Origin of the sequence: Pseudomonas sp. EMN2, assembly GCF_009650555.1 — a bacterium.
GTDB classification, from domain to species: domain Bacteria; phylum Pseudomonadota; class Gammaproteobacteria; order Pseudomonadales; family Pseudomonadaceae; genus Aquipseudomonas; species Aquipseudomonas sichuanensis.
Genome location: NZ_VZZR01000096.1, coordinates 1 through 25,232, shown reverse-complemented (window position 1 = coordinate 25,232; position 25,232 = coordinate 1). Strand labels below are relative to the sequence as shown.

The following is a 25,232-nucleotide window of genomic DNA, read 5'->3' as shown; positions in this document are numbered from 1 at the left end:
GTGGGAGCGGGCTTGCCCCGCGATGGCTCACTCTGCCTTGAATACAAGGGTAAAGCGGGTCGGCCCCTCGGCCTTGCTACGCACCTCAACCCGCCCCCCATGCAACTGCATGATCGACTTCACGATCGCCAACCCCAGCCCGGTCCCTCCCTCAAGACGTGACCGCCCGCTGCCAGCCCGGTAGAAACGCTCGAACAGGTGCGGCAGATGCGCCTCACCAATGCCAGCCCCCTGGTTTTCCACCCAGACCCCGACTTGATCGCCCAGCCGCTCGATCCCCACGCTAACCCTTTGCCCCTCCGGGCTATGCCGTAGCGCATTGCTCAGCAAGTTCGACAACGCCCGCTGGAACATCAGCTTGTCCGCCAGGGCCGTCCCCCAGCCTTGCAGTTCCAGGCTGATGCCCTTGAGCTCGGCACTGAAGGCAAACAGCTCACTCACCCGGGCCACCTCGTCGGCCAGTGCCACCGGCAGCAGCGCAACCTGGCTCTGCGGCTGGCTGACCTGGGCGAGGAACAGCATGTCGTTGATGATGCGGTTGAGCCGGGTCAGCTCCTCGATACTGTCCTCCAGGGCTTCACGGTACTTGTCGCCATCGCGCTCGCGGGCCAGGGTCACCTGGGCCTTGCCCATCAGGTTGCCGATCGGCGTGCGCAATTCGTGGGCCAGGTCGTCGGAGAACTGCGATAACTGGCGCACGCCCTGGTCGAGGCGGTCGAGCATGACGTTGATCGCCCGGGCCAGGTCGGCCAGCTCGGTCGGCAGGCCGTCCACCGGCAGGCGATGGTCCAGGTCCTGAGCCGACACTTGCCCGGCGATGCGGCGAAAGTGGCGCAGCGGGCGCAGATCGCGCTGCACCAGTTTCCAGGCCGCGATGCCGATCAGCAGCAGCAACAGCGGCAAGGCGAGCAGGGTCGAGTGCAGGTAGGCCTGCAGCAGGGCGTTGTCATCGCTGCGGTTGAGCGACATCAGCACATTCACCGGGGTGTCGTCGCGCAGCAACATCAGGCGGCTGGCGGTGAGCACTTCGTTGCCTTGATCGTCGCGCCATTCGTGGAACACCAGCCGCGGGCTCGCGGCCATTTCCAGCAGGTGCCGCGATTGCAGGGCCGGGCCAAGGCTGAGCAGGGCCGGGTGACGGCCGCTGGTGGCCATGACGCTGAGGCTCAGGTTGTCATGACCCATCACCAGGTCGAGCAGTGGGTGGGCGCGGGTGCCCAAATCGTCGCTGCGCAGGTCCACCCGCAGGTTGTGCTCGACCTGCAGCATCTTGCGCGCCAGGTCCTTGCGCGCACGGCTGTCCAGTTCGTGGTCGAGGGCGAACACCGCCAGGGTGGCCAGCAGCAGCACCAGGGCTGCGCCCATCAGGGTGACGGTAAGGCCGAGGCGCAGTGACAGGGTTGCGCGCTTCACGCCCGCGCCTCGAGCACATAACCGACGCCACGCAGGGTGTGGATCAGCTTGTCTTCGAAGGGGTCGTCGATCTTCGCCCGCAGGCGGCGGATCGACACCTCGACCACGTTGGTGTCGCAATCGAAGTTCATGTCCCACACCAGCGAAATGATCTGCGTGCGCGACAGCACTTCGCCGCTCTGGCGCATCAGCAGGTGCAGCAGGGCGAACTCCTTGGCGGTCAGGTCGATGCGCTGGCCGCCGCGGAAGGCGCGGTGGCGGCCGGGGTCGAGTTCAAGGTCGGCGACTTTCAAGGTGCTCGGTTGCAGGCGCTGGTCGTTGCGCCGCAGCAGGCTGCGGATGCGCGCCAGCAGCTCGGGAAATTCGAAGGGTTTGAGCAGGTAGTCGTCGGCGCCCAGGTCCAGGCCCTTGACCCGATCGGCCAGGCGGCCATGGGCGGTGAGCATCATGATCCGCGTGGACGACTCGGCGCGCAGGCGCTGCAGCACGCTCCAGCCATCGAGCTCGGGCAGGTTGACGTCGAGGATCACCAGGTCGTAGGGCTGCTGGCGGGCCAGGTGCAAGCCGTCGGTGCCGGTATGGGCGCAGTCGACCACGTAGCCGTTTTCGCGCAGGCCTTGCTGCAGGTAGTCGGCGGTACGGGGTTCGTCCTCGATGATCAGTAGGCGCATGGTGAGCTCGGGTTGCGGAAAGGGGGCGATTCTCGACCCTGTAGTGACATCAGGGTCAAGCGGTGAGGATGTTACTGGATGCGAATGGGCAATCGGCGGGGATAACGGATTTGTAATACGCGGGTCATTTGGTTGACAGGGCCGGCCTCATCGCCGGCAAGCCGGCTCCCACCCCGACCGCATCAGCCCAAGCCATGCGAAAACCATGTGGGAGCTGGCTTGCCAGCGATGGGGCCAGTCTTGCAACACTGTAATCTGCGCCTCACCTTGGCGTTAGCTGCCCCTTGCGATGATGGCCCTGTCGATACGGTTATCACGAGGCAAGCACGATGAACCTGAGCAAATACCTGCTGCTGGCGATCCTCGCCCTGGGCAGCACCAGCGTTTTCGCCGAGGGTGGCGCGGAGCGTTCGAAGCAGTTCTGGCAGGCGTTCCGCGAGGACCAGGCGCGCCTGTACGGCGACAAGCAAGAAGCCGTGGCTGAGCGCGAGCGCAAAGCCGAAGAAAAGGCTCGTGAGCTGGCCAAGGATTGACTAATCACCACCTGCGCCGCGACAGCTCCTCGGCGCAGGTGTATTCAGGCGCCCCTTCAGGGTAATGCCAGTCAGTCAAGCCAATTGGGGTCGCTGCGCGACCCTTCGCGGGTGAACCCGCTCCCACAGGGCATCGAGATCCTGTGGGAGCGGGTTTACCCGCGAAGGGCTGCAAAGCAGCCCCAATCAGTGCGATGTAGCACCAACTGACTGGCATTACCCTTCAGGGCGCCTTTTTTATTTGCGCGCCAGCAGCGTGGCGCGGCGCGGGGCCGGCAGGCCTTCGACGGTCTTGCCGTGGTCGTTCGGGTCGAGGAAGTCGCCCAGCGACTGGTAGCGCATCCACTCGGTGCTGCGCTGCTCCTCGACGCTGGTGACGCTCACATCGACGCAGCGCACATCGCTGAACCCGGCGCGGCGCAGCCAGCGCTCCAGCGCCGGCACCGACGGCAGGAACCACACGTTGCGCATCTGCGCATAACGGTCCTCGGGCACCAGCACCTGGTTTTCATCGCCCTCGATCACCAGGGTTTCCAGCACCAGTTCGCCACCTTTTACCAGGCAGTCCTTGAGCGCCAGCAGGTGCTCGATGGGCGAACGGCGGTGGTAGAACACGCCCATGGAGAACACCGTGTCGAAACCTTCCAGGTTGGCCGGCAGTTCCTCCAGGGCGAACGGCAGGTGCCAGGCCGGCAAGTCCGGCAGGTACTGCTGTACCGCCTGGAACTGGCAGAAGAACAGCCAGTTGGGGTCGACACCGATGACCATGTCGGCGCCGGCGCCGAGCATGCGCCACTGGTAGTAGCCGTTGCCGCAACCCACGTCGAGCACGCGCTTGCCTTTGAGGTCCAGGTGCGGGCCGACCCGCGACCATTTCCAGTCCGAGCGCCATTCGGTGTCCACATGCACGCCGAACAGGTCGAACGGCCCCTTGCGCCAAGGCGACAGTCCCATCAAGGCCTGACGCATCTGGGCACGGGTGGCGTCGTCGCAGTCGCAGTCCAGGCGCAGGCCGTCGACCAGGTCGATTTCGCTGGGCGTCAGTTGCGGCAGCGCTTCGAGCGCGCCGCGCCAGCGGTCGAGGTCGCCGTGGCCCTTTTCCAGCTTGCTTTCCAGTTGTGCCTGCAGGCCTTGGGACCAGGTGGCGAGGGGCGTGCCCGCCAGGCGGCGGACGAGGGGGGACAGATCGATCATGGCAGGGCTATCAGCGAGGCAAAGTTAAGGCATTGGAACCAGGGCACGACCTTGGAGAAACCGGCGGCGCGCAGGCGCTCGGCATGGGTTTCCAACGTATCGGGCTTCATCACGTTCTCGATGGCGCTGCGCTTCTGAGCAATTTCCAGTTCGCTGTAGCCATTGGCCCGCTTGAAGTCCAGGTGCAGGTCGTTGAGCAGTTGCTGTTGCTGGTCATCGGCGAAACGCAGTTTCTCCGAGAGGATCAGCGCACCGCCCGGCAGCAGGGCCTGGCGAATGCGGCCGAGCAACTCCAGGCGCTGTTCGGGGGCGATGAACTGCAGGGTGAAGTTCATCGCCACCACCGAGGCGGGCTCGAACGGCAACGACAGGATGTCGGCCTCCAGCACCTGTACCGGCAGCAGCTCCTGGAACATCGAGTCCTGGGCCGTGAGGTACTGGCGGCAGCGCTCGACCATGGCCGCGGAGTTGTCCACGGCAATTACCCGGCAACCCTCGGTGCGCACGTGCCGGCGCAGAGCCTGGGTCACTGCGCCCAGCGAGGCGCCGAGGTCGTACAGCGCGGTATTCGGCTGGGCGAAGCGCGCGGCCAGCACGCCGAGGTTCTCGACGATGGTCGGGTAACCGGGCACCGAGCGCTTGATCATGTCCGGGAACACTTGCACCACGTCCTCGTTGAAAACGAAGTCGGGTACCTGCTCCAGGGGCTGGGCGAAAAGGCGGTCGGGTTGTTTGCTCACGAAGGGTCCGGGCGGCTGGCAATCTACAGGGGCGGCATTCTAGCCAAACCACGGCAAGCTTGCATGACTGGCTGACCGGCGCCGCTGGCTCACTTGACCCGAATGGCGCAATCGAAGGTCTGCACCGGGCGCACTTCCGGGGCCCAGGGCTGCTGGTAGACCAGGATCAGGTGGCCCTCGCCTGCGGCCTTGGCCTGGAAGCGCCAGGTGGAGATCCCGCCGCTGCCGACGATACCGGCTTCTTCGGGGCTGCTGTACACCTCGGGGCCGAGGGCGCGCAGGATCTCCGGGGCCGGGTTCTGCAACAGCCAGCGGTAACCGGTGCTGGGGTTGCTGGGCAGGCTGAGGGTCATGTTCTGGCCGACCTGCAGACGTGTCGGACATTCGCTTTCGGCGTCCAGTTCGACGGTGCGTTGCGGCTGTTGCGCGCAGGCGCCTAACAGCGCCAGGCCAAGTAGAAAGAGTGCGCGGTGGTAGGGCATGGTGGCTCCGGGTCGAGGGGAAAAACCAGCCGGGCAGGAATGGCTGCCCGCTGCTATCGGGAATACGGGTTACCTAGTGTTGCTCCTCCCGAGCCTGTCCAGGCTCGAATCAAGGGAGCAGGACCATGAATGCAAATAAGGCTGATTATGATCAGCTGCAACAGGATGCTGCAATCGTACCGGGCGAGCTGGTCAAGGCCATGGCCGAGCGTGACGGTGAGGGAGAAGGCGGCTTGACCCTCAGCCGCGAGCACATCATTACCATCAATCGCTACGTCAACTTCGTCTTTGCCTTGCCCGCCACCAGCGACAATCTGCAGCGTTGGCTGGGCTACACCGATATCGATGAACCAGAGCTCAAGCCGGCTGCATGGAGCACGCTGTTCGCCGACCTGCGTAGCCACGCGCGCAGCTGGGCTCCGCTCTCGGACAACAGCAAGCGCCTCGCCAGCCAGCTGGCAGCGACCGCCAACTCGATCAGTAGCGCAGGCGAGGCGATCATCGAACTGACCGCCGGAGTCCTCAAGCTGGACAGGGAAAGCCAATGGCAGGAGCTTGCCTTGCGTGACCCGCTGCCGTTGGGTGTCAGCGACCGGGGTTCGGTGTCGACGTTGCTCGAGTACATGCAGTTTCTCAACGAGGATGTACGCGACTACGCCGTTCGGGTCGCGGCTGTGAAGGAGCAAACCGAGTCATTTCGCGATATCGCTCGCTTCAAGTTGATTCCCGCAGTCAAGACCAAGGGCCAGTCCGTCGAGCGCAAGCAGAACGATGGTGAGGTCGAGCGCCTGCGTGGCCTGCTGGCACAGCTGGACGCTGATATCGAGGCGTTGAGCAAGGAATACGACCAGTACGTCAAGATGGCCTTGAGCGGGCTGGCCGCTGGCCCGATTGGTGCGTTGATCACCGGTGGCATCTATGGCAGCAAGGCCGAAAAAGTGCGCAAGGAACGCCAGACGCGTCAGGCTGAGCGGCGCTCTTTCAGTGAGCAGTTGACCCTGCGAGTCAACCTGGAAGGACGCATGGAAACCTTGTCCACCGCCATCAGCGAACTCGATACCCGGCTGCAGGATGTGGTGACTTCCGCCTCCCACCTGCAAACAGCGTGGGGCATCGTTGGCGCTTACATCGACACTTCCATCTCGCGTCTCGAGCGAATCGACGATACCCAACGGCTGGCGATTTTCGGGCTGCATTTCAAGCAGTTCTTCAAACAGTGGGCCGCCATCGAGAAAACCAGCCTGCACTTAACCCGCATTTTCGACGAAGCCGCCTCGGCCCAATGAAAGGTGAACGAGCATGAATGACAATGTCACTTACCTGCAGCCGGCCGACGCGCCGCAGATGGAACACATCCTTGCTGCCAATCGCGCGTATACCGCTGCCTGGCAGCAGGGCGCACTGAAATTCGCGCCTCTGCTTCAAGAGGGCCTTGAGCGGCACGTGAAGCTGTTCGACAGTTGCCGCCGGCAATTGGCTGGCAATGCCCAACGCCTGGTTGCCGAACTGGCCAGCGATCCTCTGGGCGATATCCTGGATGCCTTTGGCGACGACGATGGTGCCGAACTGGTCGGCCTCGCCGGAGAAGCCCGCGACGCTGTCGCGTCACTGCTGGGCCGTTTGCTGGCTCACCTGGCAAGCGAGTGCCAGGCACTCGCGGCCCTGCCGGTGCTGAATGGTCAGGGCGACAAGCAGCGCCTGCTCAAGCAGCAACAAGCAGCCTCGGGCACCGAGCGGCAGCTGACTGAAGAGCATGAGCGTGAGGCCGTCAAGGTCGAGAGCGTGCTCAAGGCCATTGCCACCCTGGAAGCCAATGGCCTGCAAACGCGTTTTGGCGGTGTAGTGCCGTCGCTCGCCGACTTGCAGAAACTGGCGGTCCCGGGCGGTGAGGCACTGGTCACAGCCGAGGTTCTGACCCAGGCGGTGGAACAGCTCAAAGTGCTGTTGGGCGACCTGATCGAAGGCATGCGCTACGAACAGCTGCAGCGTGAGCGCCGCGCGCTGCAGGAGCGCCTCAAGGGCCTGGCTGACCAGCTGCGCGAGCTGGCCCGGGGGCAGGCCGAGTTGCAGAGCAACCTGGCAGCGCTGGACGACTTGCCGCGCCTGCTTGTGCTACGTGCGCAGTGGGAAAGCGAGACCAATGCCCTGCGCCATTCCTTGCAGGCCCGGCAGGCGCAGATCACCAACCATGCATTGACCACTGCCAGCGATGTCGCCTCTGTGGCGCAGGCGTTCGCGGCCTTGCTCGGCTTCCTGCGTAGTCTGCTTGAACAGGACCGTCGGGCGTTCTGAAGCCCCGGGCGCCGTCAACCGGGGAATTGGCGGACGGTGCCCACTCCCTGAAGTATGTAAATGAACCCACGACAATTGAGTTTCGACGTACAACAAACCAAGGCGATCGTGCTGCCGGGTGCGCTGATCGAGGCGATGGACGAACGTGATGGTCACAGCCAAGCGGGCATGCTGGTCACCCGACCGGCCCTGCAGGTATTTGATGCCTACTGCGCGAGTGTTCAGCAGCTGCCTTCTGAGATCGCACAAGCCATGGAGTGGCAGGGGTACGAACGGATCAGCGAGCCTGAACTGGCGCCTCAGAGCATGCTGATGTTGTTCCAGCAGTTGCGGGCACATGGCGACAGCTGGATGGACTTGCGCGTGCAATGTCAGCGGGTCACCGCCGAGTTGCAAAGGCACGCGGCCAGCATTGAAGTGGAAGGAAACAAAGTGGTGGCATTGGCCGCTCGCACGCGCGCCCTCGGCGCAAACAAGGAAAGCTGGGAAAGCCTGCAGCAAGCGCCGCCCGTCGCGCTCGACAGCCATGACCGACAGTTGATTGCCGCGATGGGTGGCGAACTTGTGCAATTGCACGCGCTTGTGGATGACTACGACCAGCAGGTCGACACCTTGCGTATTGGCCTGCAGGTCTTTCGTGATACCGCCCGTGAGCGGCTGATACCTTCCATCCTGGAAAAGTGCCGTGCGGCGAAGCGCTTTTCCGGCTCGCCAGAGGCCTTCGACCTGGATTGGGAGCTGGAGATGCTCAATGAAGACATCAGGGCCGTACAGCGCGAGTACCAGTTTTACTTGAAGCAGTCTTGGCTCGGTTGGGCAGATGGCCCGTTCGACTTCCTCGTCAGCCGTTCGATCTATGGCCGCAAGGCCGCGGCCGCGCTCGCCGAGATCAGGTCGCTGGAGCACCGTCACCGGCAGCTCAGCCTGCGTCTGGCGCAACACCGCCGGGTCGAGGGCCGGGTCAACCTGCTCGAAGGCGAAATGCAGCTACTGGTTACCGAACTGTGGGACGTGGTGGTCACCAGCGGTCATCTGCACACCGCCTGGCAGACCATCGAGGCCTATCTAGAGAGTGCCATGCAACGCCTGCAGCGCATGGACACTCGCCAGCAACTGGCGATGTTCATGTTCTACTTCAGGCAGTTCCTCGGCCAGTGGGCGGCTATCGGCGAGCATGCCACGGGCATGAGCAAGGTGTTCGGGTAGGGCGGGCGCCGTCAGCCCGCCTACGCCGTTTCCTCAGCTGAAAAGTACCTTTGCCACATCCGCATAGCGCTTGGCGAAATGAACGGTCAGGCCCTCTTTCAAATACTCCGGCAACTCCGCGAAATCACCGCGATTGGCCTCGGGCAGGATCAGCTCGAAGATTTTCTGCCGTCGCGCGGCAATCACCTTCTCGCGCACGCCGCCAATCGGCAGCACCTGCCCGGTCAGGGTCAACTCGCCGGTCATGGCCACGCCTTTCTTCGGCGCCTGGTCACGGGCCAGCGACAACAGCGCGCTGGCCATGGTCACGCCGGCGCTGGGGCCATCCTTGGGGGTGGCGCCTTCGGGCACGTGCAGGTGAATGAAGGCCTCGTTGAAGTAGCCGGGCGTGCCACCGAACTGCTTCAGGTTGGAGCTGACATAGCTGTAGGCGATTTCCGCCGACTCCTTCATCACATCCCCCAACTGGCCGGTGAGCTTGAGGCCGCGGCTGAGGGTGTGGATGCGCGTGGCCTCGATCGGTAGGGTGGCGCCACCCATGCTGGTCCAGGCCAGGCCGGTGATCACGCCCTTGCCGGCCAGCACCTGTTCGCTTCGGAACACCGGCATGCCGAGGGCCGGTTCAAGCTCCTTGTTGCCGATCTTCAGTTTGGCGTCCGGATTGTCCAACAGCTTGACCACTGCCTTGCGCACCAGCTTGCCCAGTTGTTTCTCCAGCTGGCGCACGCCGGCCTCGCGGGCATAACCCTCGATCACCGTACGCAGGGCGCTGTCGCTGATGCTCAGGCTGCGCTTTGAGACACCGGCCTTTTCCAGCTGCTTGGGCCACAGGTGGCGCTTGGCGATGGCCAGTTTTTCTTCGGTGATATAGCCGGACAGGCGGATCACTTCCATGCGGTCGAGCAACGGCCCGGGGATCGAGTCCAGGGTGTTGGCGGTGCAGACAAACAGCACTTTGGACAGGTCCAGGCGCAGATCCAGGTAATGGTCGAGGAAATCGACGTTCTGCTCGGGGTCGAGGGTTTCCAGCAGCGCCGAGGCGGGGTCGCCCTGGTAGCTCTGGCCCATCTTGTCGATCTCGTCGAGCATGATCACCGGGTTCATCACCTCGACCTCCTTCAGCGCCTGCACCAGCTTGCCCGGCTGGGCGCCGATGTAGGTACGGCGATGGCCCTTGATCTCGGCCTCGTCACGCATGCCGCCGACGCTGAAGCGGTAGAACGGCCGGCCGAGGGATTCGGCGATGGACTTGCCGATACTGGTCTTGCCCACCCCGGGCGGGCCCACCAGCAGCACGATCGAGCCACTGATCTCGCCTTTCCAGGCGCCCACGGCGAGGAATTCGAGGATGCGCTCCTTGATGTCGTCGAGCCCGGCGTGGTGGCGGTCCAGCACCTTGCGAGCGTGCGCAAGGTCGAGCTTGTCGTCGCCATACACGCCCCAGGGCAGGGCGGTGGCCCAGTCCAGGTAGTTGCGGGTGACGGCGTATTCCGGCGAGCCGGTTTCGAGGATGGCCAGCTTGCCCATCTCTTCGTCGATGCGTTTTTTCGCCTGCTCGGGTAGGGTCTTGTCTTGCAGGCGTTGCTGGAACTGCTCGACATCGGCGCTGCGGTCGTCCTTGGTCAGGCCCAGCTCCTGCTGGATGACCTTGAGCTGTTCCTTGAGGAAGAACTCGCGCTGGTGCTCACCGATCTGCCGGTTCACCTCGGCGGAGATCTCGTTCTGCAGGTGCGCGACTTCGACTTCCTTGCGCAGCATCGGCAGCACTTTCTCCATGCGTTTGAGCATGGGCACGCAGTCCAGCACTTCCTGCAGTTGGCTGCCGGTGGCGGAGGTGAGCGCGGCGGCGAAATCGGTGAGCGGCGATGGGTCGTTGGGGCTGAAGCGGTTGAGGTAGTTCTTCAGCTCTTCGCTGTACAGCGGGTTGAGCGGCAGCAGCTCCTTGATCGCGTTGATCAGCGCCATGCCGTAGGCCTTCACCTCATCGGTGGGCTGCGCCGGCTGGTGCGGGTATTCGACTTCGACCAGGTAGGGCGGGCGGTGGTGCTTGAGCCAGGTGCGGATGCGCACCCGGGTCAGGCCCTGGGCGACGAACTGCAGCTTGCCGCCTTCGCGGCTGGCGTGGTGCACCTTCACCAGGGTGCCGTACTCAGGCAGGGCCTTGGTGTCGAAGTGGCGGTGGTCTTCGGCCGGGGTATCCATGAAGAACAGCGCCAGCGAGTGGTGCGGGGTCTTGGCCACCAGGTCGAGGGTTTCGGCCCAGGGCTCTTCATTGACGATCACCGGCAGCACTTGCGCGGGGAAGAACGGGCGATTGTGGATCGGGATCACGTAGACCTTGTCCGGCAGCTGCTGGCCGGGCAGGGCGAGGTGGTGGCCGGCGCCGGTCGCGTGGTCGGGGTGTTCGACTTCGCTGTGTTCGTCGGGGCGGTCCGGGAAATCCTGCTGGTCGCTCATGGGGCACCTGCGTGAATGGCTATGGGTGCTTAGATGGGGCGGGGAGGGATGGGTTTCAATGGTAGACGAAGGGGGGAGGCTCAGGGCCCGTTTTGGCCCTTTCGCGGGTAAACCCGCTCCCACAGGTACTTCGCTGCTTCCAGGGCGGCGCAATACCTGTGGGAGCGGGTTTACCCGCGAAAGCGGTGGTGGGTTCACCACCGCATTGCAGGCTTACTCGGCGAGTTTGTAAGCGATGATGTAGTCACCCATGCGGGTGCCCAGTGAACCGTGGCCGCCGGCAGTCACCAGCACATACTGCTTGCCGTCCTTGCCGGTGTAGGTCATCGGCGTGGCCTGGCCGCCTGCCGGCAGGCGGGCTTTCCACAGCTCTTCACCGTTCTTCACGTCATAGGCGCGCAGGTACTGGTCCAGGGTGCCGCTGAGGAAGCCCACGCCACCGGCGGTGACGATCGAGCCGCCCATGCTCGGTACGCCCACCGGCATGCCGATCGGTACCGGGGTGCTGTCACGGGTGGTGCCGTTCTTGTGCTTCCACACCACTTTGTTGGTGAACAGGTCGATGGCGGCCACATAGCCCCAGGCCGGAGCCTGGCACGGCACGCCCAGCGGCGACATGAACGGGTGCATGGTCACGGCGTACGGCGCACCGGTGTTCGGCTGCACGCCGCTGGTCTCGCTTTCGCGCTTGCTGCCTTCGGCAACCTGCTCACGCGGCACCATCTTCGACACGAAGGCCATGTAGTTGGGCGAGGTGAACAGCAGCTGGCGCACCGGGTCGACCGACACGCTGCCCCAGTTGAACACGCCGACGTTGCCCGGATAGACCAGGCTGCCCTGCTCGGACGGCGGGGTGTACTGGCCTTCGTAGCGCAGGCTGCGGAACTGGATGCGGCAGAGCATCTGGTCGAACGGCGTGGCGCCCCACATGGCCTGTTCGGTCAGGTCCGGGCCGAGCAGGTTGAGGTCGGAGCGGGCCTGGGTCGGTGCGGTGTGGTCGCCCTTGACCGCGCCTTGTGGTACCGGGATCTCGCGGATCGGCACGATCGGCGTGCCATCGCGGCGGTCGAGCACATACAGGCTGCCTTGCTTGGTCGGCACGATGACCGCGGGCTTGACGCCGTCGTCGGTCTTCAGGTGGACCAGGGTCGGCTGGCTGCCGACGTCCATGTCCCACAGGTCATGGTGGGTGAACTGGTAGTTCCAGCGCGCCTTGCCGGTGGCCAGGTCCAGGGCGACGATGCCGGCGCTGTACTTCTCGGCGCCCGGGGTGCGGTCGGCGCCCCATTGGTCGGGAGTCTGGTTGCCCAGCGGCAGGTAGATCATGCCGAGGTCTTCATCGACGCTGGCGATCGACCACATGTTGGCCGAGTTGCGGCTGTAGAACTTGCCGTCGGCCAGGGGCTTGGTGTCGTCCGGGTTGTTGCTGTCCCAGTTCCACACCAGGTGGCCGTCGTGCACGTCATAGGCGCGGATCACGCCGGACGGCTCGTTGGTCGACTCGTTGTCGGTCACGTGGCCGCCGATGATCACCAGGCTGCGGGTGATCGCCGCCGGCGAGGTGGAGTAGTAGCCACCGGCGGTGAATGGGCCGATGCCGCGGGTCAGGTCGATCACGCCCTGGTTGGCGAAGCCTTCGCAGACCTTGCCGTTGTCGGCGTTGATGGCGATCAGGCGGGCGTCGGCGGTAGGCAGGTAGAGGCGGCGCGGGCAGGCCTGGGCCACGGCCTGGCCGGCGTCGGTGATTTTCGGCGCGGGGCTGCCGTCACGGCTGACGTAGCTGTTCTCGTCGTAGTAGGAGACGCCACGACAGGTCATGTGGGCGAAGCCCTTGAAGGTACCTGTAGGGCTCTTGACCTGCGGGTCGTAGCGCCAGATCTCGGCGCCGGTGTCCGGGTCCAGGGCCAACAGCCTGCTGTGGGCGGTGCAGGCATAGAGCATGCCGTTCACTTTCAGCGGGGTGTTCTGGTTGGTCAGCTCCACCGGGTCGTTTTCGGTCGGCAGGTCACCGGTGCGGATGCGCCAGGCTTCTTCCAGGCGGTAGGCGTTCTGCGGGGTGATCTGGCGCAGCGGCGAGTAGCGGTCGCCGTGTTCGGTACGGCCGTAGGCCTGCCATTCACCGTCCGGCATGGCCGGAGCGGCGCTGCCCATTTCGCTGTCGTCGCGGGTGAACGCGCCACGAATTTCGCCCGGGTGGGTGAACTGGCTGGCCACGGCTGTGGCGCCGGAGGCTACCACGGCCACGCTGAGCAGGGCGGTATTGATCTTCGATGCAGGCCCGATCAGCGGGCGACGCGCCCACGGCAGCAGCAGCACGACGCCGATGGCGAACCAGATGGCCAGGCGTGGCACCAGTTGCCACCAATCCAGGCCGACTTCCAGCAGGGCCCAGACCGTGCTGCCCAGCAGCACCAGGCCGTACAGGCCCAGGGCGATGCGGCGCTTGGCCAGCAGCAGGATGCCGGACAGGGCGAAGCCGACCCCGGCGATCAGGTAGTAAAGCGAACCGCCCAGCTGGCTCAGCTTGATGCCGCCGGCCAGCAGGGCCAGGCCCATCAGCAACAGCAGCACGCCCATCAGGCGCGGTAGCCAGCGGGTTCCATTGTTGGCACCGTCAGTGCTCATCGTCTGTTCTCCGTAGAGTGGAAGGGGAGGTTAGAAAGTGCTCTGGATCTTCAGGCCACCGATCAGCGCATCATCGACGTGCGACACCCCGCCCGGGTGGCGGATGTACTGCAGGTTCGGGCGCACGGTGAGCCAGTTGGCCAGGTGGATGCCGTAATAGAGTTCGGCGCTGTATTCGGTGTCCTGCACGGGCAGGTAGCCAGGGTTGTCGTAGTCGTAGAGACCGGCGGCCTGGTTGATGAGGCGGGCGTTCTTGCGGTAGCCGGGGTTGACGTGCACACGGGCCAGGGCGAAACCGATGTCGTCCTTGGCGCGGGCGTCGAACGGCCCTTTGTAAACCACACCTGCCTGTACATAGTTGTCGATGGCATTGGTCTTCTTGTCGTGCACCGTGGCATTGGCGAACAGGCTCAGGCCACGCGACTGGTCGGACGCCTGCGCGGTCACCTGCTGCTGCACGCCGAGCCACAGGCCGTGCTTGCTCGAGCTGCTGCGGTAGGCGGCGCCGCTGATGGCGGCCGGGGCGCCGTTGCTGTCCTTCAGAACATCCTGTGCCTTGGCATTACTGTAGTAGTAGCCGGCGCGATATTCCCCTTTCAGGCCATTGAGCCGCGGGCTCCACACCAGCTCGACCGGCATCACCGCACCTTGCGTGCCGCTGCCGCTGAGCTTGAAGCCGTTGCCCGATTCGAGGTTGGACGGGTTCTGCTCGAACACGCCGACCTGGGCATAGAGCTCGTCGTTCAGGTTGTAGCGCACGCGCAGCGCCCACTGGCTGACCGGCCAGTTGTACCAGATGCCGCCCACCCAGTTGCCGACCTGCGAGCCGCAGAACGCCAGGTTCTGGAAGTCGCACGGGAAGCTGTTGAAGTCTTCGCCTTCGCCGAAGCGGCCGAATTTCACATCCAGCGCACCGTCGAAGTACTTCTGCTTGATCCACATCTGCGTCAGCCGCCAGGTTTCGCCGCGGCCCCAGACTTCCTGGGCCGAGGTGAAGCCGCCGACGCGCGGGTCGTTGATTCGGTCGTTGCTGATGTTGTTGCCGTGGCGCTCGGTGACGGTCAGCTGGAATTCGGTGTCATGCCAGCCGAGGATCTTCTGCAGGTCCATGTTCACGCCGAAGGTGAACTGGTCGCTGTAGCGTGCGGCGCGGTCGTGGCTGTAGCCACCGTGCAGGTTGCTGCCCATCTCGCCGGTGTAGCCGAGGGTGAAGTCGTAGCCCTTTTCCAGCAGGTCGGTGCGGGTGCCGCCCCAGTCGCCGAGCATCCAGGGGGAGTCCTTGGCGAACAGTTCGCTGGCGCTGGTGGTGGGGGACAGGCTGCCGAGCAGGGTGGCGAAGGCGAGTCCGGCGTAGCGGGTAGTGGGCAACTGGAGCATGAGATAGCGCTATCTTTTGATTGTTGAAGAAACGGCAAGCGCAACGAGGCGTGGGAGCATCGAAGGGAAAGGCTGCGAAAGGTATTCGATGAAGCGATTCAGCTTGCGGCGGGGAGGATATAGGGGAAGTTGTAAGAAAAAAAGACAAAATGTCGCAGGGGATTGTTGCTGGAGGGGTAATAGTCAGGGCCATCGCGGGGCAAGCCCGCTCCCACGAGCGGTTCAGGTTTTCGTGGGAGCGGGCTTGCCCCGCGATGGGTTTAGAAGCTCGTACGCAGCCCTACCTCCACACTACGCCCCGGCGCCGGCGCGATATCCCGCAGGATCGAACTGGCATAGCGCACCGTCTGGTCCGTCAGGTTCTCCCCACGCACAAAGGCCAGCCACTGGCTTTGGCCGATATCGAAGCGATACCCCAGGCTGGCACCCAGGGTGGTGTAGCCATCGGTGCTGGTCTCATTGGCCGGCTTACGGTGCTGCGAAGAAGCATGCTGCACGTCGACCCGCGCCTGCCAGCGATCCAGTTCCCACACCAGCCCGCTGTTCAGGCGCAAAGGCGCGATGCGCGGCAGCGGCTCGCCGCTGTCGAGGTTCTTCGCCCGGGTGTAGTCGCCCGACAGCTCCAGGGCGAAACTGCCGTAGCGGTTCTCCAGCAACTGCCAACGGTCCTGGGCCTCGATGCCATAGAAGCGCGCACGCACGCCCTGGTACTGGTACTCGGGGAAGCCTTCGTGCTCATGGTCGTGATCATGATCTTCGTCATGATCATGATCGTGCCCTTCGCGCAGGTTGCCGGTACCGATCAGGCCGATGTAGTTGCGAAAGTGGCTGTAGAACACGCCGACACTGCCCTTGTGGGTGCCATTGTCGAAGCGCAGGGCCAGGTCGCCGGAGATGGCTTTCTCTTTGTTCAGGTTGGCGTCACCCACCTCAAAGGCGCCGGTGGCGACGTGGGCGCCGTTGGCGTACAGCTCGTAGAAGGTCGGGGCGCGCTCGGTGTAGCCCAGGTTGGCGGCCAGCGCCCACACCGGGTCGAGCTGGTAGACGGCGCCGGAAGAGAGGCTGAAGGCGTTGAAGCTGCTGGCGCTGTCGGCGGCGGCGAAGGTTTCGTTGCCCTTGGCATCGGGGTCGACGCGGGTGTGCTCCAGGCGGGCGCCCAGGCTGAGGTTCAGGCGCTCGGTGGCCTGCCATTGTTCGAGCATGAACAGCGCCAGGCTGTCGGTGTCGGTGTGCGGGACGAATGCCTCTTCACCCAGGGCGGAGAATTCGTTGCGGCTGACCTGCGCGCCGATCACCCCCTCGACCGGGCCGAGCGGCTGGTGCCGCGCCTCGATGCGCGCCTCGTAGCCTTTGTTCTTGAAGGTGGTGTGCACTTCGCCGCTTTCGATCTCGCGGTGCTGGTAGTCGGTGTAGCCGGCATCGACCTTGACCGAGCTGAACGGGCCGTCGAGGTCGCGCAGTTCCGAGGCGAAGCCGTAGTGGTCCTGTTGCATGTCCAGGCGCACACCGGGTTCGGCCACCGAGCCGTAGTTGCTGTCGTAGCGGCTGTAGGACAGGCCGGTGTAGCCGTGGTCCCAGTGATAGCTGCCGCCGATTGCTCCACCGTCCTGGCGGCCGTCGCTGTTGTCCAGGCGGTGCTTGCTGCCAGGCTCGTCGGCGTCGCGCACCTTCGAGCTGCGTGCGTAACCGGGGATGCGCAGGTCGTTGAACTGGCGGCTGTTGGCATCCAGGTGCAGGGCGAAGGCGCCGTTGCCGGCTTCCAGCTTGCCGGCGCTGCTGCGGGTGGTGTCGGCGCCGCCATAGCGCAGCTCACCGGCGCCGTGGATGCCGTCGATGGGCGCGTCGGGGATGCGGTTGTCGAAGGTGTTGACCACACCGCCGATGGCGTTGCCGCCGTACAGCAGGGCGGCCGGGCCACGCACGATCTCGATCCGTTCGACGGTGACCGGGTCCAGCGGCACGGCGTGGTCATAGGACAGCGACGAGGCGTCCAGGGCGCCGACGCCGTTGCGCAGGATGCGGATACGGTCGCCGTCCAGGCCACGGATCACCGGGCGGCTGGCGCCGGGGCCGAACCAGGTGGAGGCGACGCCGGGCTGTTTGTTCAGGGTCTCGCCCAGGCTGCCGTGCTGCTGTTGCAGCAGCGCGTCGCCTTCGAGCACGGTGCTGGGGGCGGCCAGTTGCGCGTTGCCCAGCGGGTTGGCGGTGATCACCTGGGGTTGCAGCTCGACGGCGTGGCTTGCGGGCGAGGCCAGCCAGAGTGCGACGGCAAGAGGGGAGAGGTGCAGCGGCATGTGACGCATGGAGATGTGGCGTTCCTTGGCAGATTGTTAATAGTTATTTTATAACATTTCATCACAAGCCGTTCGGTGCTGGCCAGTACTTTGTGGGTTGGCGTATTTGTCTGTAGGAGCGGCCTTGTGTCGCGAAAGGGCTGCAAAGCAGCCCCAACGATCTATGCCATGGCCACGATCCTGGGGCCGCTGCGCGCCCCTTTCGCGACACAAGGCCGCTCCTACAGGGCACACCTGCACAGGCCGTAGATGCCACTAGCCCTCTACACTCGTGTAAGGTGCGCACCTTCCCGAACCTGGAGCACTGGCATGAGCACGGCCCAACACAATGCGCTGCACGGCAAGACCCTCGAGCAGATCCTCACCGAGCTGGTGGCGCACTACCAATGGCAGGGCCTGGCCGAGCGCGTCGATATCCGCTGCTTCAAGAGCAACCCGACCATCAAGTCGAGCCTGACCTTCCTGCGCAAGACGCCCTGGGCGCGGGAGAAGGTCGAGCAGCTGTACGTGAAGCTGCAGCGCAAAGGCTGATGCCGCGCCGCCCCTGGTTGACGCTCGCCGCCGTGCTCGGCTGGGCGGGCCTGGCGATCCAGTTGTACCTGGTGCTGCTGGCGCGCTGGCAGGCGCAGGCCAGCCTGATTGGCGGGCTGGTCAACCTGTTCTGTTTTTTCACCGTGCTGAGCAACACCCTGGCGGCCACGGTATTGAGCCATGCCGCGTTCGGTCGCGAGTCGGCGGCCAGGCGCTGGTTCCTCTCACCTGCGGTCAGTTCGTGCATCGCCGCCAGCATCCTGCTGGTGGGCCTGGCCTACAGCTTGCTGTTGCGCCACCTGTGGCAACCCCAGGGCTGGCAATGGTTGGCGGACGAGCTGCTGCACGACGTGATGCCGGTGCTGTACTTTCTGTATTGGTGGTTCGAGGTGCCGAAGGGGCAACTGCGGCTGTGGCACCTTGCGCTGTGGGCGCTGTATCCGGGGCTGTATTTTGCCTTTGTGCTGTTGCGCGGGCATGAGATCGGGGTCTATCCGTATCCCTTCGTCGATGTGGCGCGGTTGGGGTATGGGCAGGTGATGGTCAATGCCCTGGGGGTGCTGGCGGGGTTTTGGGGGATAGGGCTGGTATTGCTGGGGTTGGATCGCTGGCGCAGGCCTTGATGAAATTGTTGGTGTTATCGCGGGGCAAGCCCGCTCCCACGTATCCATATTGGCGTGGGAGCGGGCTTGCCCCGCGATAATGCAGTACTGGCAACCTCACTCGTCGTCGGCGCTGCCGTCAGCTCGCCAGTAGGCAGCGGCCTTGAGGGCATCCTCGGGCACGCCTTTGTCCAGCAGCAATGCCTTGGCCTGGCGGGTCAGTGCCTTCTCCAGCGCCACCCAGCCGTACAACCGGCCATCTGGCAGCGCCAGGTGCTTCACCCGCTCCAGCAGGTCTTCGCCTTTCCGGCGCACCCAGATCACCTCGACCTGGGCCTTGCTCGGCAGTGGCTGGCGCTCCTGTTCATCCTCGATCTGGATCACCGCCAGCACCTGGCGCCCTGCCGGCAGTTCTTCCAGGTGTCGCGCAATGGCCGGGATCGCCGTTTCATCGCCGATCAGCAGGTAACTGTCGAAAATATCCGGCACCACCATCGAGGCCCGTGGCCCGGCGATGTCCAGCGTCTGCCCCGGCGCGGCCTGGGCGGCCCAGGTCGACGCCGGACCGTCGCCGTGCAGCACGAAATCGATGTCCAGCTCCAGGTTCGCCAGGTCGATGCGCCGTGGTGTGTATTCGCGCATGGTCGGCCGGGCGCCGCCGTCGCGGCCCAGGTTGCGCGCATCGATGGTCACCTGCTCCTCGGGCGTGCAGGCAAACAGCAGCTTGATGTGGTCGTCCGTGCCGACGCTGGTGAAACCGGCCAGCTCGGCGCCACCGAGGGTGACGCGGCGCATGCGCGGGGTCAGGTCGGTGACCCGCAGCACCACAAGGCGGCGCTGGCGGATTTCGTGGTTGACGCGGTGGATGGTGTCGCTCATGGGGTGTTCTCCGTAACGGCCGGCCCAGAGGCGATGGCCTTGGCGGTGTCGTTGAGCAGGGTGCGTACCCGCTCGATCTCGTCGGGCGTCCAGCGGCCGCTGTGCATGTGCAGGGCGTGGCGCAGGTTGCCGACGGCTTCATGGATTTCGGGGGGGCGGTCATGGCCGCGCAGGGCTCGCTTGCTCACTTCGATGCGCATGCGCACGCCGTCGAGGGCGACCGCTTGCTCGGCCAGGGCGTTGCGACCGGCATCGGTGATGGCGTACAGGCGCTTGCTGCCCTGGATCTGGCCGCTGATCAGCTCGGCTTCTTCGAGGTAGCTGAGGGTCGGGTAGATCACGCCGGGGCTTGGGCTGTAGCTGGCGTCGAACAGGTTCTCGATCTGGCGAATCAGGTCGTAGCCATGGCCAGGCTGCTCGGCCAGCATCGACAGCATCAGCAGTTTCAGGTCGCCCGGTGCGAACACCCGTGGGCCGCGCTCGCCGCGGCCAGGGCGGCGTTCGAAAGGGTCATGGGAGGAATGATCGCGCATGGCGCAGGGGCTCCGTCTGTTTCGATATATCGCAAGATATTACTCAAGATATATCTAAAGACAAGCCCTCAAATGCAGATGATTATCATCTAGTTGCTCGATAGGTCGTTGCGCTGTACCGGTTGCAAGGCCACCTGCGGTGCCTTGCACGCGTTGGGGTTGTTCGGTTCCAGGTACGGCATGAGGATCGGTGCCATGCCCTTGAGCACCTGCACCGGCAGTGCCGAGGTGAAGGTGAAGGCTTCGGCCGTGCGCCCCGGCACGAAGGCGGTGAGGGTGCCGAAGTGGTTGTCGCCGAGGAAGAACACGAAGGTGGCGGTGCGGTTCAGCGAGCGCGAGCCGATCAGCCGGCCACCTGCGCCAAAGCTTTCGATGCGGTTGTCGCCGGTGCCGGTCTTGCCACCCATCACCAGCGGCGTGCCGTCGTGCAGCTTGAAGCTGCCCGAGATGCGCCGTGCGGTACCGGCGTCCACCACCTGCGACATCGCGCCCTTGAGCGCCCGGGCCACCTCGACCGGGAGGATCCGCTGGCCGCGGTCGGGGTCGCTGAGCAGCTGGGTTTCGTAAGGCGTGCCCTGGGCGAAGTGCAGGGTGTCGATACGCAGGGTCGGCAGGCGCACGCCGTCGTTCTGGATGATGCCGACCAGCTCGGAGAGCGCGGCCGGGCGGTCGCCGGAGCTGCCGATGGCGGTGGCCAGGGACGGCACCAGGTGGTCGAACGGGTAACCCACACGCTTCCAGCGCTGGTGGATATCGGTGAACGCCTCGATCTCGACCATGGTGCGGATGCGGCTGTCGCGGGCGCCCTGGTGGCGGCTCTTGAACAGCCAGCTGTACACCTCCTGGCGCTCGAAACGGCTGGCGTTGAGGGTGTCCTTGAGCGATGCGCCGGGGTTCTTCAGCAGGTAGCCGAGCATCCACAGGTCCAGCGGGTGAACCTTGGCGATATAGCCCTGGTCGGGCAGGTCGTACTTGCCCGGCCCATAGGCTTCGTACATTTCCACCAGGCGGCTGTCGGTGAGCTTGGCCATGGCGATCTTGTCGTCCTTGCTGTGGGCCCTGACAAACGCGTTGAAGGTTTCCTGGCCGGATTCGGGGAACAGGTAGCGGTGCACCGCCGCCAGGCGCTGCGGGGTGACGCGCATGCTGTCGAGGAAGGTATCCAGGCGCTGCTGCGAGGTCTTGCGCTGGTACTTCTTCCAGAACCGCATCATGTAGTTGCTGCCTTCGCGGTCGGCGAAGCGCGCCAGGTATTCCTGGCGCCGTGGGTCATTGTCGTCCCTGAGCAGCGGTTCGCGGTTGTACGGCTGCTGGTAGGTGACGTAGCGCACCAGGTCGCGCATCAGGCGAATGAACGGCAGGTTGATCGATTCGCGCAGGGCATCCTTGAGCGTCGGGTTGCGGTTGTTGTCTTCCTTGCGGAAGTTGTTGAACACGTGCATGCCGCCGCCGGTGAAGAACGCCTCGCCGGTATTGGCCGAGTACTTGCGCTCAAGGGCCGCGTCGAGCATGGCATCGAGGCTCTGGTTCTTCTGGTTCTGCATCAGCCATTCCAGCGACCACTGGCTGATGCGGTCGAGTTCGGCCACCGGCACCTTCTTCAGCTCGGCGGGCGGCTTGCCGGCGTACTTGTCGTGCAGCTCGGCGATGATTTCCAGGTAGGTGGTCAGCACGCGCAGCTTGGCGGTGGAGCCCAGCTCCAGCTTGCTGCCCTCGTTGATGTCGAAGGGCTGGTTGGTGCTGTCGGTCTGCACCCGCACCCGCGAGCCGTCGCCGGTGCGCTCGAACAGGGTGAAGCTGTAGCTGACCTGGTCGGTGGTCTTGCTGGTGAGCAGGCGTTCGCCGATCAGGCCCATTTGCGCGGCGAACGCCGGGTCGGCGAGGTTCTTCAGGTACTGGCTGACCTGCACGTTCAGGTCGGCCTGCAGGGTGCTGGTGGCCGACAGGTCGAGGCGGTCGAGGTCGTACAGCGGGCGGTTGAGCATGGCTGCCAGGCGGTTGCGGGCCAGGCTGATGCCCTTGTTGGTGATGATCGGCACGATGGTCGGCTGGGCCACCCAGTCGCGGTACACCGCCTTGCTGGCCAGGGCCGCGTCGGCCAGCGGGCGCTCGACGATGCCGTTGGCGGCGAGCACGCGGATGTGCGCGTCGGTGAGCTCGGCCAGCTCGATGCGGCCTTTGGACAGGTAATGCGAGGGCCGGCGCTGGGCAATCATCAGCGACAGCACCTGGCGCAGGGCCAGGCCGCGCTCGGCCAGGCTTTTCTCGTCGCTGGCGGTGGAAGTGAGTGCCTGGTTGACCTGGTCGAAATCGGCGCCGTACCAGACCCGCAGGCCCTCGGCCATGCCATGCACTTCACCGTGCCCGGGCACCGCCGACAACGGCACGCTGTTGAGGTAGTCACGCACGATGCGTTCGCGCGCCTCGGTGGTGTCCGGCCCGCCCTGGTAGGCGCGTACGCTGGCCGAAATCATCTGGCGGATCTTCTCGGCGCCGGACACGGTCAGGCCGTCCGGCGAATGCCGGTATTTTTCCAGCTGCGTGGCCAGGGTGCTGCCGCCGGCAGATTGGCCGGGCAGCGCCAGGTACTTGGCCACCTGGCTGTAGGCGGCCTTGGCGAAGCGCGGCCAGTCCACCGCCGGGTTGCTTTTCGGGTCTGCTGGGTCCAGCAGTTCGCGGTTTTCGATGAACAGCAGGCTGTTGACCATCACCGGCGGGATCGCCGCGAAGTTCGGGTACAGGTGCTGCGGGTAGTTGTACTGGTAGAGGGTGTCGCCGCGGCAGTCGGTGATCGACAGGCCGGCCTGGATCTTCTCGACGTAGGGCACGAACAGGCCATGCTCGGCATAGCTCATCAGCGCCGGGGAGAAACGCACCTGCTGGTTGATCAGGTAGTCGCGCTTGAGCAGGCGCGGCAGGAATTCGCCCAGGGCGCTGTAGCCCAGGCGTTTGTCGAAGGGGCCGTCACCGGGGTAGACGATGGCGTCGCTGGGGCCGGGGTCGAGCTGGTAGGTGAGGGTGCTGGCCAGTTTGCTGAATTCGCGCGATTGCAGGCGCGAGGTCTGGATCTCCTGCCAGGCGGCATAGCCCACCGCAACCATTGCGACGATCAGGATCAGCAGGATCAACCGCCACCACAGATGGCGCTGGCGCGCAGGTTTTGGCGGTGGAGTTTCAGCCTGGGGTGCTTTGGGTGCTTCCGTACTGCTTGGTTCCGATTGCCACAGTGCGCCCATAGTCTTGAGTCCGGCCAGGTATTTTCGCGTTGCTTGTCTGAAGCTTAGACGTTGGTCGGCTTTGGTGAAAAATTTGTAGGAGGCTTCGAAGATGGCTGTATGAACATGCGCCTTTGGTGCGACTTCCATTCTTCGGCAATGTTGCTAAGGTAGCTGCCCCATTCCTGTGCATGGGCACTGAAGGGCGGTGATGCCCCTCCGTGAAAGGCATTCTGGCCGAGAATTCTCGCCAAATTTCCTGCTTTATATAGTGAAAAGCCCTACATCTGGCTTCCTATACTGCTCGGCCCCTTCGCCCTGCCCGCAACCCGCGTGGCAGACAGGCCGGCCCACAAGGCCGCCTGGCAAGACGACGTTGCGCCTATCGGCGCGGCCGGTGCTGCACGAAGGTCAAATCCAATAACAAAATGAGGTTGTATTGCTATGCCAGTCGGCAACCATCCTGCCCACGGTGAGTTCGCCCAGGGCGGCCCGCTCAAGCGCGAACTGGGCGAACGGCACATCCGTCTGATGGCCCTCGGCGCCTGTATCGGCGTCGGCCTGTTCCTCGGTTCGGCCAAGGCCATCGAAATGGCCGGCCCCGCCATCATGCTGTCCTACATCATCGGTGGCCTGGCCATCCTGGTGATCATGCGCGCCCTCGGCGAAATGGCCGTGCACAACCCGGTCGCAGGCTCCTTCAGCCGCTACGCCCAAGACTACCTCGGCCCGCTGGCGGGCTTCTTGACCGGCTGGAACTACTGGTTCCTGTGGCTGGTGACCTGCGTTGCCGAAATCACCGCGGTGGCCATCTACATGGGCATCTGGTTCCCCGATGTGCCGCGCTGGATCTGGGCGCTGATGGCCCTGGGCAGCATGGGCGCGATCAACCTGATCGCGGTCAAGGCGTTCGGCGAGTTCGAGTTCTGGTTCGCCCTGATCAAGATCGTCACCATCATTGCCATGGTGCTCGGCGGCATCGGCGTGATCGCGTTCGGCTTCGGCAATGACGGCGTGGCCATGGGCATCTCCAACCTGTGGAGCAACGGCGGCTTCATGCCCAACGGCGTGACCGGCGTGCTGATGTCGCTGCAGATGGTGATGTTCGCCTACCTGGGCGTGGAAATGATCGGCCTGACCGCCGGCGAAGCCCGCAACCCGCAGAAGACCATCCCCCAGGCCATCGGTTCGGTGTTCTGGCGCATCCTGCTGTTCTACGTGGGCGCGCTGTTCGTGATCCTGTCGATCTACCCGTGGAACGAAATCGGCAGCCAGGGCAGCCCGTTCGTGATGACCTTCGAGCGCCTCGGCATCAAGACTGCCGCCGGCATCATCAACTTCGTGGTGATCACCGCCGCGCTGTCGTCGTGCAACGGCGGCATCTTCAGCACCGGGCGCATGCTCTACAGCCTGGCGCAGAACGGCCAGGCCCCGGCCACCTTCGCCCGCACCTCGAAGAGCGGTGTGCCGCGCAATGCGCTGCTGCTGTCGATCGGCGCGCTGCTGCTGGGCGTGCTGGCCAACTACCTGGTGCCGGAGAAGGTGTTCGTCTGGGTGACTTCGATCGCCACCTTCGGCGCGATCTGGACCTGGGTGATGATCCTGCTGGCGCAGCTCAAGTTCCGTGCCGGGCTGTCCACTGCCGAGCGTAACGCGCTCAAGTACCGCATGTGGCTGTGGCCGCTGAGCTCGTACCTGGCGCTGGCGTTCCTGGTGCTGGTGGTGGGGCTGATGGCGTACTTCGAGGAGACCCGCGTGGCGCTGTACATCGGCCCGGCGTTCCTGGTGCTGCTGACGGCGCTGTACTACAGCTTCCGCCTGGCGCCGAAAGAGGCGCAAGGCGTGGCGAGTAACGCCGCCTGATCAACGAAGCCCCGGCCAGTGCCGGGGCTTTGTTTTTGTGTCTGTTGCGAGGGCCCTATCGCGGGGCAAGCCCGCTCCCACGATGTCGGCGTCGTGGGAGCGGGCTTGCCCCGCGATGAGGCCATTGGATCAACCGGAACGATTCAACCCCAGCTCCATGTCATCGATCAGCGCCTTGGCCATGGCGCTGAGGATGCGCGCCGAACTGCCGGCCAGCATGTCGTTTTCCATTTCGGCTTCGCAGGTAAGGTGGCGGATGCAGCCGAGCAGTACCGACAGTTCGTCGAAGGCGTGCTGGAAGGGGATGCCTGGCTGGATGCGGAAC

20 protein-coding genes are annotated in these 25,232 nt (G+C 64.7%); 7 read left to right on the top strand and 13 right to left on the bottom strand.

Annotated elements, in window-relative coordinates:
- Positions 1-27: 27 nt before the first annotated feature.
- Both F6X61_RS23540 and F6X61_RS23535 read right to left on the bottom strand, forming a co-directional pair.
- A complete protein-coding gene (locus F6X61_RS23540) occupies positions 28-1,413 on the bottom strand; it encodes a heavy metal sensor histidine kinase (RefSeq protein ID WP_153788753.1) in 1,386 nt (461 codons plus the stop codon).
- A complete protein-coding gene (locus F6X61_RS23535; RefSeq protein WP_110995102.1) occupies positions 1,410-2,084 on the bottom strand; it encodes a heavy metal response regulator transcription factor in 675 nt (224 codons plus the stop codon). The genes F6X61_RS23540 and F6X61_RS23535 overlap by 4 nt, the downstream gene beginning before the upstream one ends.
- A 329-nt stretch (positions 2,085-2,413) precedes the next feature.
- Between F6X61_RS23535 and F6X61_RS23530 the strand changes: the two genes are divergently transcribed.
- Positions 2,414-2,617 (top strand): hypothetical protein, encoded by a 204-nt coding sequence (locus tag F6X61_RS23530; RefSeq protein WP_125462819.1) that lies wholly within the window; start codon positions 2,414-2,416, stop codon positions 2,615-2,617.
- A gap of 237 nt (positions 2,618-2,854) precedes the next feature.
- Here the strand turns inward: F6X61_RS23530 and cmoB are convergent, their stop codons facing one another.
- The 3 genes from cmoB to F6X61_RS23515 all read right to left on the bottom strand — a co-directional run bounded on the left by cmoB (position 2,855) and on the right by F6X61_RS23515 (position 5,033).
- Positions 2,855-3,811: a tRNA 5-methoxyuridine(34)/uridine 5-oxyacetic acid(34) synthase CmoB gene (gene cmoB, locus F6X61_RS23525; RefSeq protein WP_153788752.1), complete on the bottom strand. Its 957-nt coding sequence runs from the start codon at positions 3,809-3,811 to the stop codon at positions 2,855-2,857.
- Positions 3,808-4,551 (bottom strand): carboxy-S-adenosyl-L-methionine synthase CmoA, encoded by a 744-nt coding sequence (gene cmoA / locus F6X61_RS23520; RefSeq protein ID WP_125462821.1) that lies wholly within the window; start codon positions 4,549-4,551, stop codon positions 3,808-3,810. Before cmoA ends, cmoB begins: the two co-directional genes overlap by 4 nt.
- A gap of 89 nt (positions 4,552-4,640) precedes the next feature.
- Complete coding sequence (locus F6X61_RS23515) at positions 4,641-5,033, bottom strand: protease inhibitor I42 family protein (RefSeq protein WP_153788751.1); 393 nt, start codon at positions 5,031-5,033, stop codon at positions 4,641-4,643.
- A 125-nt stretch (positions 5,034-5,158) separates the two neighbouring features.
- On the opposite strand from F6X61_RS23515, the gene F6X61_RS23510 reads away from it, so the two are divergent.
- Genes F6X61_RS23510 through F6X61_RS23500 form a run of 3 tightly spaced genes read left to right on the top strand, consistent with a single transcriptional unit; the run spans position 5,159 to position 8,531 of the window.
- Positions 5,159-6,319 (top strand): alpha-xenorhabdolysin family binary toxin subunit A, encoded by a 1,161-nt coding sequence (locus F6X61_RS23510; protein WP_153788750.1) that lies wholly within the window; start codon positions 5,159-5,161, stop codon positions 6,317-6,319.
- 13 nt (positions 6,320-6,332) lie between these two features.
- Positions 6,333-7,325, top strand: a complete 993-nt coding sequence (locus F6X61_RS23505) for an alpha-xenorhabdolysin family binary toxin subunit B (protein WP_153788749.1) — start codon at positions 6,333-6,335, stop codon at positions 7,323-7,325.
- 60 nt (positions 7,326-7,385) lie between these two features.
- Entirely contained in the window at positions 7,386-8,531 is a 1,146-nt protein-coding gene (locus F6X61_RS23500) for an alpha-xenorhabdolysin family binary toxin subunit A (protein WP_153788748.1), read from the top strand.
- 33 nt (positions 8,532-8,564) lie between these two features.
- Here the strand turns inward: F6X61_RS23500 and lon are convergent, their stop codons facing one another.
- The 4 genes from lon to F6X61_RS23480 all read right to left on the bottom strand — a co-directional run bounded on the left by lon (position 8,565) and on the right by F6X61_RS23480 (position 17,293).
- Positions 8,565-10,988 (bottom strand): endopeptidase La, encoded by a 2,424-nt coding sequence (gene lon / locus F6X61_RS23495; RefSeq protein ID WP_153788747.1) that lies wholly within the window; start codon positions 10,986-10,988, stop codon positions 8,565-8,567.
- A gap of 213 nt (positions 10,989-11,201) precedes the next feature.
- Complete coding sequence (locus F6X61_RS23490) at positions 11,202-13,613, bottom strand: glucose/quinate/shikimate family membrane-bound PQQ-dependent dehydrogenase (protein ID WP_153788746.1); 2,412 nt, start codon at positions 13,611-13,613, stop codon at positions 11,202-11,204.
- A gap of 30 nt (positions 13,614-13,643) precedes the next feature.
- Complete coding sequence (locus tag F6X61_RS23485) at positions 13,644-14,990, bottom strand: carbohydrate porin (protein WP_153788745.1); 1,347 nt, start codon at positions 14,988-14,990, stop codon at positions 13,644-13,646.
- A 260-nt stretch (positions 14,991-15,250) separates the two neighbouring features.
- Positions 15,251-17,293: a TonB-dependent receptor gene (locus F6X61_RS23480; RefSeq protein WP_153788744.1), complete on the bottom strand. Its 2,043-nt coding sequence runs from the start codon at positions 17,291-17,293 to the stop codon at positions 15,251-15,253.
- A 300-nt stretch (positions 17,294-17,593) separates the two neighbouring features.
- Between F6X61_RS23480 and F6X61_RS23475 the strand changes: the two genes are divergently transcribed.
- Complete coding sequence (locus F6X61_RS23475) at positions 17,594-17,815, top strand: VF530 family DNA-binding protein (RefSeq protein WP_153788743.1); 222 nt, start codon at positions 17,594-17,596, stop codon at positions 17,813-17,815.
- Positions 17,815-18,438, top strand: coding sequence for a Pr6Pr family membrane protein (locus F6X61_RS23470; RefSeq protein WP_153788742.1), 624 nt, complete (start codon positions 17,815-17,817; stop codon positions 18,436-18,438). Before F6X61_RS23475 ends, F6X61_RS23470 begins: the two co-directional genes overlap by 1 nt.
- A gap of 96 nt (positions 18,439-18,534) precedes the next feature.
- Here F6X61_RS23470 and F6X61_RS23465 read toward each other — a convergent pair whose 3' ends face one another.
- The 3 genes from F6X61_RS23465 to F6X61_RS23455 all read right to left on the bottom strand — a co-directional run bounded on the left by F6X61_RS23465 (position 18,535) and on the right by F6X61_RS23455 (position 23,065).
- On the bottom strand, positions 18,535-19,296 hold the full coding sequence (locus F6X61_RS23465; RefSeq protein ID WP_153788741.1) for a siderophore-interacting protein: 762 nt from the start codon (positions 19,294-19,296) through the stop codon (positions 18,535-18,537).
- Positions 19,293-19,829 carry a PadR family transcriptional regulator gene (locus tag F6X61_RS23460; RefSeq protein ID WP_153788740.1) on the bottom strand — a complete coding sequence of 179 codons (537 nt, stop codon included), beginning with the start codon at positions 19,827-19,829 and terminating at the stop codon, positions 19,293-19,295. Before F6X61_RS23460 ends, F6X61_RS23465 begins: the two co-directional genes overlap by 4 nt.
- A gap of 89 nt (positions 19,830-19,918) precedes the next feature.
- Positions 19,919-23,065 carry a transglycosylase domain-containing protein gene (locus tag F6X61_RS23455; RefSeq protein WP_153788739.1) on the bottom strand — a complete coding sequence of 1,049 codons (3,147 nt, stop codon included), beginning with the start codon at positions 23,063-23,065 and terminating at the stop codon, positions 19,919-19,921.
- Between the two features lie 423 nt (positions 23,066-23,488).
- Here F6X61_RS23455 and F6X61_RS23450 point away from each other — a divergent pair, with 423 nt between their 5' ends.
- Complete coding sequence (locus F6X61_RS23450) at positions 23,489-24,907, top strand: amino acid permease (RefSeq protein WP_153788738.1); 1,419 nt, start codon at positions 23,489-23,491, stop codon at positions 24,905-24,907.
- Positions 24,908-25,036: 129 nt separating this feature from the next.
- Here the strand turns inward: F6X61_RS23450 and F6X61_RS23445 are convergent.
- Positions 25,037-25,232: DUF3077 domain-containing protein (locus F6X61_RS23445; RefSeq protein ID WP_153784839.1), on the bottom strand; the 196-nt coding region annotated here is incomplete at its 5' end.